Origin of the sequence: Pseudoalteromonas shioyasakiensis, from assembly GCF_001550135.1 — a bacterium.
Lineage (GTDB): Bacteria > Pseudomonadota > Gammaproteobacteria > Enterobacterales > Alteromonadaceae > Pseudoalteromonas > Pseudoalteromonas shioyasakiensis.
On sequence record NZ_LRUE01000015.1, the window covers coordinates 785,814 to 798,642 of the forward strand.

The 12,829-nt window shown below is 37.4% G+C and carries 12 protein-coding genes; 6 read left to right on the top strand and 6 right to left on the bottom strand.

Features of this window, described 5'->3' with window-relative positions; translation table 11 throughout:
• Nucleotides 1–30: 30 nt before the first annotated feature.
• Genes PASHI_RS12740 through PASHI_RS12755 form a run of 4 tightly spaced genes read right to left on the bottom strand, consistent with a single transcriptional unit; the run spans nt 31 to nt 5,255 of the window.
• Nucleotides 31–1,674 (bottom strand): hypothetical protein, encoded by a 1,644-nt coding sequence (locus PASHI_RS12740; protein WP_062565894.1) that lies wholly within the window; start codon nt 1,672–1,674, stop codon nt 31–33.
• Nucleotides 1,664–2,584 carry a TniB family NTP-binding protein gene (locus PASHI_RS12745; protein WP_062565895.1) on the bottom strand — a complete coding sequence of 307 codons (921 nt, stop codon included), beginning with the start codon at nt 2,582–2,584 and terminating at the stop codon, nt 1,664–1,666. The genes PASHI_RS12740 and PASHI_RS12745 overlap by 11 nt, the downstream gene beginning before the upstream one ends.
• Nucleotides 2,581–4,572, bottom strand: a complete 1,992-nt coding sequence (locus PASHI_RS12750; protein ID WP_062565896.1) for a DDE-type integrase/transposase/recombinase — start codon at nt 4,570–4,572, stop codon at nt 2,581–2,583. The genes PASHI_RS12745 and PASHI_RS12750 overlap by 4 nt, the downstream gene beginning before the upstream one ends.
• Nucleotides 4,572–5,255 (bottom strand): TnsA endonuclease N-terminal domain-containing protein, encoded by a 684-nt coding sequence (locus PASHI_RS12755; protein ID WP_062565897.1) that lies wholly within the window; start codon nt 5,253–5,255, stop codon nt 4,572–4,574. Before PASHI_RS12755 ends, PASHI_RS12750 begins: the two co-directional genes overlap by 1 nt.
• A 325-nt stretch (nt 5,256–5,580) precedes the next feature.
• Between PASHI_RS12755 and umuD the strand changes: the two genes are divergently transcribed.
• Complete coding sequence (umuD, locus tag PASHI_RS12760) at nt 5,581–5,994, top strand: translesion error-prone DNA polymerase V autoproteolytic subunit (protein ID WP_062565898.1); 414 nt, start codon at nt 5,581–5,583, stop codon at nt 5,992–5,994.
• Nucleotides 5,982–7,241 (top strand): Y-family DNA polymerase, encoded by a 1,260-nt coding sequence (locus tag PASHI_RS12765; RefSeq protein ID WP_062565899.1) that lies wholly within the window; start codon nt 5,982–5,984, stop codon nt 7,239–7,241. Before umuD ends, PASHI_RS12765 begins: the two co-directional genes overlap by 13 nt.
• A 45-nt stretch (nt 7,242–7,286) precedes the next feature.
• Here PASHI_RS12765 and PASHI_RS12770 read toward each other — a convergent pair whose 3' ends face one another.
• Together PASHI_RS12770 and PASHI_RS12775 are read right to left on the bottom strand one after the other, a co-directional pair.
• Nucleotides 7,287–7,733 carry an antitoxin Xre-like helix-turn-helix domain-containing protein gene (locus PASHI_RS12770; protein WP_062565900.1) on the bottom strand — a complete coding sequence of 149 codons (447 nt, stop codon included), beginning with the start codon at nt 7,731–7,733 and terminating at the stop codon, nt 7,287–7,289.
• A gap of 342 nt (nt 7,734–8,075) precedes the next feature.
• The gene (locus PASHI_RS12775; RefSeq protein ID WP_062565901.1) at nt 8,076–8,546 is read right to left on the bottom strand and encodes a GNAT family N-acetyltransferase; all 471 of its coding nucleotides are present in this window, start codon (nt 8,544–8,546) and stop codon (nt 8,076–8,078) included.
• Nucleotides 8,547–8,828: 282 nt separating this feature from the next.
• On the opposite strand from PASHI_RS12775, the gene PASHI_RS12780 reads away from it, so the two are divergent.
• The 4 genes from PASHI_RS12780 (at nt 8,829) to PASHI_RS12790 (ending at nt 12,783) form a co-directional block, all read left to right on the top strand.
• On the top strand, nt 8,829–9,299 hold the full coding sequence (locus PASHI_RS12780) for a DinB/UmuC family translesion DNA polymerase (protein ID WP_082710926.1): 471 nt from the start codon (nt 8,829–8,831) through the stop codon (nt 9,297–9,299).
• Entirely contained in the window at nt 9,289–9,429 is a 141-nt protein-coding gene (locus PASHI_RS22435; RefSeq protein WP_368737278.1) for a DUF4113 domain-containing protein, read from the top strand. The genes PASHI_RS12780 and PASHI_RS22435 overlap by 11 nt, the downstream gene beginning before the upstream one ends.
• Before the next feature lie 443 nt (nt 9,430–9,872).
• Nucleotides 9,873–10,835, top strand: coding sequence for a sensor domain-containing diguanylate cyclase (locus PASHI_RS12785; protein WP_062565903.1), 963 nt, complete (start codon nt 9,873–9,875; stop codon nt 10,833–10,835).
• A 229-nt stretch (nt 10,836–11,064) separates the two neighbouring features.
• Nucleotides 11,065–12,783: a sensor domain-containing protein gene (locus PASHI_RS12790; RefSeq protein WP_062565904.1), complete on the top strand. Its 1,719-nt coding sequence runs from the start codon at nt 11,065–11,067 to the stop codon at nt 12,781–12,783.
• Nucleotides 12,784–12,829: the final 46 nt, after the last annotated feature.

Consider the following 12,829-nt stretch of genomic DNA (forward strand, 5'->3'; position numbering starts at 1 on the left):
GAAACTAAACAAGTCGACTAAAAACTCTAGCTAATGACGTCGTTTGTTTCTAAAAATGATGACGTCTTTTGATAAATCTATGTTTGATTTACTAAAATGTGTAAATCGTGATTGTAATTTTTGCATACAACAATCATTGAGATGTGCTTTGTCATACAGAACAAAATCTGTCCTATTTGGATCCATGTAGATTTGAAAGATTGGCTGCACGTTACAGCACCCAGTAATACGTTTTTCGCACGTTCTCGCTTTTTCAAAATTAGCTTTTCTATTTAATATTAGGTAGTTAGAAACAAATTCACGTATGCTATCTGCATCTATTTGTTCACTGTTTTTCGTTGATAGTTTTAGATACTCATTTTCAATCAGTGTATCTAAAACATCAGCATTTATTTTCAACATACGAATAGCGTCATACTTATTCACATCATCTATTGCTTTCCACTTTTCTTTCAATAATTGCTTTAACCCTTTCTCACTTACATATAAATGATTAACACGCTCAATGCTTGTATTGACTTTATATAAACCTTCGACATGACTATTTAATACACAACTAACAAGCTCATCTCTCGATAAATCAAACAAATCATAGATGCCATTGGGCACATCACTTACTTTCAAGAATTTATCATCACATTCAGAAACTAGCTCAAATGATTTCGATAAAGCTTCTGCAACTTTTCTCATGTCATAAAATGACTTATCTTGTTGCTTACAAAGATAGATTGCATCAAACATGTTTTGCTGAGCAACATGAGAAAGCGACTTCATATTGATACCCAAAAACTCAGAAAGAGCTGCCCCGTCGACTTGGTAAGAAAAACTTTGTGAATCGAATTTACTGTCAAAGCGATGAGTAGAAACGTATAAAGACTTGTCAATCTGAGCACCATGATATTTTAATAAAAGAGTCTTTGCTTCTACCTCTTCAGTCGATTTTAAAAAGTTATACTCATGCTGAATTGAGTAGATTGAGTTAGCAATCTCATCGAATCGATGATGCATGACTAACTCACCACATTTCTCAAATTGCGCTCTGTGCTTTAATAATAAGTGCCTCCACGTTTCACTTAGGGATGGGCATGACAAAACCTTGAACACATCATCTAATAAAAACCTCATTTCCTGAACACTAAATTTTTGAAATTTAATTTTTGCTTGAATAAAGTCAAAGGGTCTGAATAAAAGGCTTGAGAACCCTAGTAGCTTTTCAGCAAACTCTGAGCTTTCAGTCTCACTCAAACACAGCATGTATCGCTCAAAACTCAGTAAATCATATGACTCTTGTAAGTCATAAAGAGGCAGGTTTTTTACATTGATTAGCGAACATTCATGTACCCGACAACTTGTCACTTCAATATGCTGCCATTGATAAAGTTGAATCCCCGTGTTGTGATAGCAGTGAGGACAAATCTTAATATTATCAGAGTCATTTATTGTGCCGCTTTTTTCAAGCACTTGCGCATAGTCTAATAATTTATATTGCTCAATATCCTGTTTAATCTGCTCATTTTCAAGTAACTTTTCAAAGTGAGAATGTGCATAAAGTTCAAATCGCGTTGGTGTCTGAATAGCATTAGATAGCATCAACTTTTTAACTGTTGCAAATCCATAAAAGCGAGCCACGGCCGCACACGCTGCATATGGTGATATAAAATGATTAGAGTTCATAATTAACTCCTAATTCTACTTTTAGCAAAGAGAACTTTTTAGAAAATGGATTTGCTTGATTTTTCTTTGACGCACTAATTGAACTAAACACAGCAGCAAAATCTTTCACGAGAACTTCATCTCTATTTTTGTCGCATGCATGAAAAACAGCCTTGCGAATAAGCATGCTCAGTTGACGCAAATCACCTTTTGTCATGGCAAAAATAGGCAAGCTGATTTCAGGGTTTGTGAAGTCAATTTGAGAAAATTTCAAATGTTCATTCAGAGTTATTAGATATTTCACAAAGTGAACATAATTTTTTCTTGTCGAGACTGAAAGCAGTTTCTTCTCAATTATGAGTGAACATCGTGATGCGAATTGTTCATTAATTTCAAGTATATTCATGACTTTTGAAGTGCCTGCAAACACAAGAAACAACCCTAATTCATCAACTAACTCTTTAAGGTAATCAGCAATTTGGCGCGCCGATTTCACACCCACTTTTTCAACAACTTGCTGAAACTCATCAAACACAAGAACACGATAACGCTTGTTCTTAACTTGCTGCGCGATACGTCGACGAAGCTCAACTTCAGAGCCTTGTATTGAGCCGGGCTCGGCCATACTACCTAAGATTGCACGGTAAAGGTCAAGCGGGCTCATGTTCGACGGCGAGCGAATATAACATGCTTTTATTGACTTGTTTTCACTTACGTCTGTGCTGTGCTTTTCATTGAATCGCTTTATAAAAGCTTTAACCAGCGTTGTTTTACCACTGCCTGAGTCACCTACTATTACACTACAACTACCCACACCAAGACTCAGTGTCTGCTGTGATTCTTCAAGCAAATCAGCAAGCTCAAGACGATTATTCGCGCAATCAAATGTTTTACTGTATAACAATTCAGCCTTGCCTTTTAAACAACTCATAGCTCACCACCGGGCTCAAAATCATCAAAAGTTGCACCAGTGTCGATATCTTCTTCGACAGCAACTTGCGCATTTAGCGAGTTTAAAATTTGCTCGCGCGCATCAATAGAATCAACATCAATTGCTTTATCGTTATTGTATTTTGTCCGAGCTGCCTGTTTGCGACCTGTTTCAATCTCACGCTTTTCAGCTTGCTTTTGCTTAGCTTTTTTGAAATTAGGCAAACCCAGCTTGCTGCCATACTTATACTCATAATGCTTACGCTCAACAACATCACATTCACTGAATTGCGCGTTACGAGCAGCATCAAGCTCAGCTTGTTGAACCCCCACGTCGGTATGATGATTCATCTCACGCAGTGGCACGATAAATGTGTCGTTTTGATGCTTCACAACAACACTACTTGTATCAATATCACTGTAAAAACATTCAACACTTTTCACATCTGACAAGCTCAAGGCTTTCAGCTCATCACTTACATACTGCTCATTTTTAAGCTTAATTGAGCCGTTACCGTATAGCTTACACTTTGCACGATAACAGCCGCGAAATTCAGATAACTCTGCATTTTCAGGTACGGTTTGCAGCAGTGGATTTTTACTGATTGCATTCATCCACACATCAAGCGGCGCACGATTTTTAAGTCCACTGTGAGCTGATTTCATATATGTATTTGTGATGTAATCTTCAAACGCAGCGACAAATTCTTCAAGCGTCATTGATGCATGAAGTTCAGCATCTTCTGTCGCTTCTAGATGACTATTATTTATACGCGTTTTTGAGCCTAGATAGCCCGGCAGTTTACTTAAAAACTCACGTCGTAGCGTGCGGAAGAAGCTTTCAATAAATGGCTTACTCTGCCCCTCGCCACTACGCGTGACGATTGGGTTCGAACCCAATTGCAAAGCAAGCGACTTGTACATATTGCCTTTAGTCGCAGTTGTTGCGTCTGTGATAATTTTTGACGGTATACCATACGCAGGCCATAATGGGTTATCTTTGGGAGTCACAACACTTTTCAAACATTCGATAGCTAAATCAGCAGATTCAGATGCGTTTTTACCTACATGAATTGAATAGCCGAGAGGGCAACGCGTACAAGTATCAATCGCAATCATCATTACAATAGTGCCAAGATATTTGCTCGCGTCGTTGTTTAAACCTTGATTGATATAAACCGCGTCCATTTCAACCCGTTCCAATGGGTCTTCAGGCACAAACTCACGACCCAGTTTATAACGCAGTTTTTTAGCTTCAGCTTTGCTTAAAGTCTTTTGTGTCGTCAATAATGCAAGCGATTCGTGAAAACGACGATATATAGTGTCGACACACGGTATGACTGGATAACACGCTGGCTTTGATTTACTAAGCTCGCGTATCTTGGCTCTCAACATATCTGCTATTGCATGTACAGATTTTGCAGTTGCATCGCTTCTAACTAGATAATAATCACAAAAATACCCGTAGATTAAATCTTCTGTTGCAGCCGTCATTCGCTTTGAGCTTTTCTTTGCGTGATGGCCATGGCCAATTGATGAACGTATATCACAACCAGAATCTCGGTACGCTTTTATCTTCGCTTGGCACGTGCTACGCGAGTATTTTCTTGAGTTGTAACTTTGCCAACCGAAAGCTGCGATGCTTTCATCAACATTATGCTTTGCAGTAAAATTTTTACTGTGTTTCTCGAAATGCAAGTCAAAAAACGCTTGCCACATACTCATCTGATTTAATTGATTTTCAGTCAGCAATTGTTGCATTGGTATGTCAGAAGCGCGCTCATACAAAAGCGCTTCGCTATTTATTAGCTTTTTATGAAGCTCAGATTGTGTCATGCACTCAATTCTTGCATTACTCATTTTCTGACTGTCATCATCAAGCAATGAGTAAAAAATCATATTATCGAAGTGCTCTTGCGCTATCGAACGCACTATATAAGAACTGTTATCCATTCTAAACTTTGTGCCTTGTTTAATCACACCGCTCATTATGCATCACCGTGAATATTGTTAGTTAAAACGGTTTCATTACAGATATTGCATGAAACATCCATTTTTACATAATCTTTCAAAATAAAATGACAAATCAGATTTCTATTTAAGTTCAGAGCATCACAAATTGCGTGTGCTTTCTGTAGAGTCAGCTCACTCGGTAAGACATTAAGCAGTATGTTCACATGCTCATCATTCACAACTTTCATTGACAAAGCATTGCGTAATATCATCTTCATGTTTGATAAAGCCCTGCGTGACGGTAAGTCTTCTTCGGTCAAAACCGAAAATTTAAAGCCCAGCTTCGCAAGCGCTTTTTCAATCAAAAAATGAGTGCGTTTTGTCTTTTCATCAATCGCTTTTGAGTGCTTCACTTCGACCACACAAATACTTTCATCACAATAACTTAATGAGAAATCAGGTGTATACAACCGCTTCTTATTGTCATCTGTATAACTGATTGAAAATGGCTGGGTTCGAACAGATTTTATCGTTTGATCAAACTCAAACATCAATGCAAAATGTGACTCATTGAACGATTCGAAAAAATGCGGCTGGTTATCTTTCAGTGTCGGGCAAAGGCCGCTGATATTAAAACGACTGAACCGATCAAGGCGACGTCGCATACTTTCTTTGTTATATACACTATCAATATTGCTGTGATTTGAATGTTCATTCATAACGCTAACTCTCACTCTAAAATTCAATCTCTTTTTTTAAAGTAGCGGCTAAACTCACAAAATCAAGCTATTTACCATTTATTTTTAAGCTTAACGTCATTTCAAGCAATTAACGCCATATAAAGATAATTTAAAATAATAACTAATTGAAAAAGAAATATCTTTTTTTGTCACAAATACAAAAAACAAAACAATAAGCTCTCAAATAACCGGCCGTTATTAGCAGTAACTTTTTATGGGATGAAAATCTAAACGGAGAAACTTCAAAAGAGTGGAATGACACAGACAATCAAACTATACTGTATGCATATACAGTGAGGTGCATATGTTTGTTATTCCAATTTTTATCGAAGCGGGCATTACCGGCTTTGAATCACCAGCAGCAGAATATACTGAGCTAGGCATATCGTTAGATGAGCTTGTTATTCGCCACCCTAATGCGACCTTTATAGGCCTTGCATCTGGGCAGTCTATGCAAGATGTCGGGATTTTTGATGGTGATTTACTTGTCGTTGATAGAGCTGAGAACGTATCTTCCGGTGATGTTATCGTTGCAAGCTACAACGGTACATTCGTGTGCAAAATTATCGATAAATCGAATCGCTTGCTAATCTCTGCATCTAAGAATTATTCATCTGTTTATATCTCACCTGAAGACGACTTCAAACTCGAAGGCGTCGTTACAACCAGTATTCGGCTTCATAAAAATAAAGTCGCACTCAGTAAATGTTTGCCCTAGTTGATGCAGTGGCATTTTATGCCAGTGCTGAGAAAGTGTTTGACCCAGCTATACGACACAAGCCCGTTGTTGTTTTAACAAATAACGATGGGTGTATATGTGCTGTATGTCCTATTGCTAGACAAATCAACATCCCCAAGTTTCAGCCTTACTTTAAAATTAAACGCTACTTAGAGCTGCATGATGTTGTTGTACGCTCATCTAACTATGAGCTTTATGCTGATTTAAGTGAGCGAATGATGACGGTTATCGGGCGTTTTTGTGATGACCACTACGTATACAGTATTGATGAATCATTTTTAAGTTTCTCTGGATTTTCTAAAGTAATTAGTGATTGGGCTGAGTATGGGCAGGTTATTCGTCGTGCCGTGTGGCGTGAAACGGGATTGCCTGTTGGTGTTGGGTTTGGGCCTACCCCCACGCTCGCAAAAGCAGCCAATCATGCCGCTAAGAAGCTGTTTGGATATAACGGTGTCGCCGTTATCAATGATGATAAATCACGCTGTGAAATTTTATCTAAGATGGCCGTAACCGATGTGTGGGGAATTGGCTCTCGCCTAGGTAATAAATTAAAACAACTGAATATACAAACAGCCTTGGATTTAGCAAATCAAAACCCTAAAGCAATGAGAAAAATGTTCAGCGTCGTGGTTGAACGCACAGTTAATGAACTCAATGGTGTAGCGTGTTTAACTTGGGATGAAGTAAAACAAAATAAGAAAGAAATCTTTTCAACACGCAGCTTTGGCGAGCGCATTACTGATATCACTCCTTTAAAAGCTGCGCTTGTAACACATGCTGCTATTGTGGCTAGGAAGTTAAGACGACAACACTCTTTAACAAAGCGTATTGTTATATTTGCAGCCAGCTCCCCGCATGAAGAAGTCTATTACAAAAAGTCGATGCTGTATGACTTTATCACACCAACATCCGATACTCGCGTCATTGCAAAAGCGGTGTCAGAAGTTATCAATACACTATATAAACCCGATACCCGTTTTTATCGATGTGGAATCGGTGCAATTGAACTTGAGAGTGAGTACTTTTATCAAACAGATATGTTTAACAAAAGTGCTGACAACCCTAAAATAATGACGTGTATCGACACAATTAACAACCGCTATGGTGTTGGCGCTTTAAGCATTGGCAGTGAAAAGCTCACGCAAAAATGGGCTATGAGACGCGCTTTTTTATCACCACATTACACTACCCGATGGTCAGATATTCCCGTGATTGACTGTGACTGAAACAGTGAAGTGAAAATATTTAGATAAAACTAAGCTAAACAGTCATCATGCTGTGAAACCGTACTGAAGCTGCTTAATAACATTTTTAATTAGCTCACGTCCGCGTATTGAGTTCAACACTAATCGAGGTGCTCGACTGTTAAATTGAATATGAGCAGTATTTAACCATGCATTCCAATTTTCGATGCAACCAAAATAGTTAATTCCAATCATACTTAGTCTTGCAACTTCAATCGCATGTTCGCTAGTTTGTGAACTTAATGATTTAGATTTACATCGCGATAATGTTGCAGATGTTGTACCTAATGCGTTTGCGACTGTTGCCATATCCCACCCCATTAGACTGGCAAAAGCATACACTCCGGATGCATTCACACCATTTCTTACAACTGTTATTTCTGACAAAGGGTTTGAATGGGATGTAAGTTCTCCACATGAAATTATTTGAACTAAATCAGAGTTACTTGATAACTTTAACTGGCTTTCTGTCATTTGACACCCGCTTAAAATCACGCATTGATTTAAGTTTAGCAGAGAAATCTTTTGAATTAGCATTAACGAAATGGAATGTATCGAGTCACATAAAAACACATGTTAGATTAGTTGCTATATCGATTTCAGCGTAACTAAGAAATTGCTTATGATACTTACTTAATGTAAGGGCTAATTTACCTTCTACGGCTTCGCGAATTAAAGTATCACCTTATTTAACCCCCAACTCTTCACAATGCTTGTCTGACAGTGGAACGTCGACGTTTTAACCTCCTTTTACAGGCCATTAGCTTAGGACTTGTAATAAATTAATTTAACACAAAGTAAAACAGAAGCTTTATTTCAGCCTATCACAGCCTCTTTTCCGGCATAATAGATCGTAAATTGACTTGTATTAAACTTATGATTTCCGAGCACTTTATATTTATGGTAAAGCCCTGTTCTCTCAGCGTTTTCAGATGCCATACGAATCACAAATTTATTAAGCCTATTCTGATGTGATATATGAATCGAGTCCTCAATTAGCTGTGTAGCTATAGACTGTCGGCGATTAGCAGAGTCGACATATGTATTGAATAATTCGCATACTCTGTTATGAAAGTAAAAATACCTAAACGCCACAATTTCGCCCTCTACGATAGCTAGCAAAATGTTATGGGTATCATCAAGGCTTTCATAGCCTGTAGGAAAAAAATCCCTAAAAAACATTAATTGATTCTCAAGAAATAATTCATATTCATTCCTTACTTCCATGGTCATTTTAGACACTATAGCTTTTGAAAGTTGCAATGATTTTATATGCTTTAACTGCATTGTAATCGACTCCTTGGTAATTTAATTATCTAGACTAGCATAAGAAAGCTATCTAAGTGATTCATACATCAGAAAAGATTATTGGCCCGAGCTCACGTCCAAAGTTCTCTGCTCCTGCTACATCAGGTAGTCTATAGCGCCTCATATGCGGTCCTTTGTCATGCGGTCTTGGAGGAGTAATAGAATTTAGACTATTTGCTGAAGCTACTAGTCTAGTTAAGATTGGGAAGTCCAGACATTAGTTGGATCAAAAAGACGTTCACAGTTGTTCTTGCCCGTACTGTGGAAGAGTTACGAGGAAAACCTGCGGTAGAATTGAAAGATATTAACGACTCTCGCGATAGAATTTGCGTATCTCAAAGTATGGGAATACCGGTGATTGAGCTTACGGAGCTTTCTGAAGCTGTTACAGCACATGCAACAAAAGCAGCGTTTAAGCTTCGTCGATTTAAATCTTATACATCAGCAATAACAGTATTCATCCACACAGATTCATTTAGACAGGCAGAGCCGCAGTATCATAAGTCACAATCAATAAAACTACCCTACTCCACAGCGGATACATCTACACTGGTGTCTTATGCAAGCTTTGCATTAAAAGCTATTTTTAAGAAGGGGTTCAAATACAAAAAAGCCGGTGTTATTTTTGAAGAACTTTCATTACACGATGATATGCAACAACTTGAGCTTTTATCGGAGAATTTACCACTGAATATTAGCTCAAAAACGTTAGTCATTGATGATGATAAATAGAAAATTTGGACGAAGTACATTGAAACTTGCAAGTGAAGGATTCTCTCACCCTTGGAGACCTAAAGACGATTTAGCACCGTTAAATTACACGACTAAACTTTCAGATATCCCTACTCCGAAAGCAAAGTAAATTAAAAGTAATTTTCAATTATTATAGCTCCCGAGTACAAGAGACAACCAAGGCCGGCTAGAATAATAGCAGTATTGAAAATAGACATGCCGATCTTGAATTTACGAGGTACCGTTTCTTCTTCCATGTTCAGACCCATTATGCAGTAATTGCTAAACTGTAGTTATTACTAAAGTCCAAATTAAAGTATTTTGGTAGTTTAAATTGGAACGCCAACCCTAATTAAGGTACATCATTCTTGACATAATATAGCACATATTTTGTGATGAAAAGAGTGAGCCTTTCTTACTGAGCTAACGTAAGGTTAGAAATTACATAAGTATAATATCGTAATCAATAAGTCATGAAGAGCAACAAGTGCACCTATTAATTACACATGGCGTTACCATATTTTTAGAACTTATGTACTATACTTCATTGTGATTAGTAGCTCTGGAGTTCGAATGGCTGGATATCCTTATACATCACTTCACGATTTGGCACTTAAAGATATTGAGTGGGAACGTTGGCAAAGGCTCGTTAATTCAATTGCAGCGTTGTTCAACTCGCCAGTGGCATTTATAAATCAAGCTTCCAACAAAGGCATTGAAGTTCTAGTTGCTTCAGAATTACCTACGACCCATTATTCCCCAGGCGGCTCTGCAAGTATTGAAACTAATGTTTATTGCCATAAAGTAGTTAGAAGTAACTCGCCGCTCTACGTCAAGGATGCCTCAAAAACTAATGAATGGGATAATAACCCAGAAGTAACAGAAGATAATTACGTATCGTACTTGGTTTATCCTATCCATTGGCCTGATGGTAAGTGCTTCGGTACTTTATGTGTTATGGATACATCGCCGACTAATTACAAGCAACCTTTTCTTGAGATGCTTGAAGTATTAAGAGATGTGATCAGCAGTGATTTGGCACACCTTTATAAAGAGAGTGAATTAAAAATAGAAAGTCGATTAGATCCCTTAACTGAAATACATAATAGACGAGGCTTTGAAGAAGCCTTTATCCAATTTCAAAAATTAGGTAACCGTCTTAACAGAGCAGCTCAATTACTTTTTATAGATCTAAATAACTTTAAGAAAATAAACGATACTCTAGGCCATAATGCTGGTGACGAAGTCCTTAAACGTTTTGCCAATGTTCTAAGATCATGCATCAGAAAAACAGATTTGCTTTGTCGCTGGGGTGGTGATGAGTTTGTTATTATCTTAAATAATGAAGATAAAGTTGCACAAAAAGAGTTCATTGAACGAATTAAAGAAAAACAAGAGAATGATTTTAAGAACTATGGTTACAAAGAAATTTGTTTTTCTGTGGGTGCTGTAGAAGTAGTGCCAAATATAAACTGCGACTTAGCTCAGCTATTACACAAAGCCGATAACATCATGTACTCTTGCAAAAAAGATTAACCGCTTACAGTAAACAAGCTCTTACTACCAACCTTCCGCTTAAGCTCTATAGCAATATACAACAGCTGTGCTACCTGTCCTTAAAGGCGCCTAGCAATACTATAAGAACAAGGTTTATTTTTCCCTAAGCTATATCTAAAGAAACTCACTACCAAATGGAAACTTGACTGAAAAAGAACTATTTTCTAGGCTTATTTTAGTATGACGCTAAGGCGCATTAAGAGCCGTAATGAAAAAAAACAACTTTGAAACTAACTCAACCTTCAGTCCTACAACAAACTTGCCTGACGTTCGCTTCTTAGAGCTCATTGAATCACTCTCAAAAGTAGCTGTTCAAGGCTACAATCGACATCGTGAAGTAATTTATTGGAATAAAGCAAGTACCTTTCTATATGGGTACACTCAAACTGAAGCTTTAGGAAAAAAACTAGAAGATTTGATCATCCCTCCTTCAATGAAAAAGGATGTCATTGCAGCACATAAAAATTGGCTTGAACACAACATTCCCATTCCATCATCCGAATTAACTTTACAAGATATTAAGGGTCAGCCGGTGCCTGTTTTTTCATCTCATGTTTTATTAAAAACTAGAGGAGATGAATTTGAAATGTTTTGTTTAGATATTGATATTTCTGAGCAAGTATCTGTTCGTAAAGCTTTGGAAAAAATGGTGTCTTATGATCCAATAACTAACTGTTTGAATCGTCATTCCATCGAGTTAGTTATTAATGAGCTTATAACAAGCAATATAAAGGGCTTTTCTCTACTATTTATCGATATAGATCGATTCAAAGATGTGAATGATGTTTTCGGCTATGAAGCGGGTGATGAATTACTCCTTAAAGTTTCTGAGCGCCTCTCTACCCCATTAGAAAAAACTGACTACATAGCTCGCTTTAGCGCTGATGAATTCATAGTTATTTTGAGTTCGAAGCCCTCATCAAATCATGAAAAATTAACTCAGCTTTTGGTTGATTCATTTAATTCACCTTTAAAACTGCATGACCAACTGATTTTTATTTCAATTAGTGTCGGGATCTGTCGTTTTCCGAATGATGGAAATTCAGTAAGAACTTTATTACAGTGCGCTGAAACCGCAATGTACGACGCCAAGGAAAATGGACGTAGTCAGTTTAGAATTTATAACAAAGCGATGAGCGATAGCTCGCATTTCCAGATTGAGATATCACAGCGCCTCAGAGAGTCACTAATACATGAAGAGTTTCACCTTGTATATCAACCCATCTACTGCGCTCAGTCTGAAAAAATAGTTGCTTGTGAGGCTCTATTGCGTTGGGATTCTAATGCTAATAAAAACAATACCACTCCTGATACTTTTATACCCATTGCGGAAAAAGTCGGTCTCATGATCCCAATTGGTAACTTAATATTTCATATGGCCCTCAAAGAACTAAAAAAATGGCGCTCTAATGGTATAAATGATGTTCGCATGCTGATTAATATTTCAGGAAAGCAATTGCTCCAAAAGGAGTTCTTTTCACAGCTTTCTGAATTACTTGAAATATATGAACTTATCCCATCAGATATTGGACTAGAGCTAACAGAGCATGCCTTAATTGAAGCTGATGATGAACTTCTAAAAAACTTATCATTACTTCAAGTACAAGGCGTAGACATTGCTATTGATGATTTTGGGACTGGCTATTCATCTTTAAGTTACTTAAATAAACTCCCAGTTAACACGTTAAAGATCGATAAGTCATTCGTAGACTATGCACCATACAGAAATAATGATAGTGCCATATTTGAAGCTATTGTGGGTGTTGCGCATAAACTAGATCTTTTAGTTATTGCTGAGGGAGTAGAAACAACGCAGCATGTTGAATACTGCAAGTCTAAAAATGTCGACATGCTTCAAGGTTATAGCTATTCTAAGCCATTATCTTCACAAGATCTGGAAAGTTTTTTGTTACCGTTTAAATCTTAAATAACTTGCTACACCACCCATTTGAACATTAGTTTGGAACGTGATT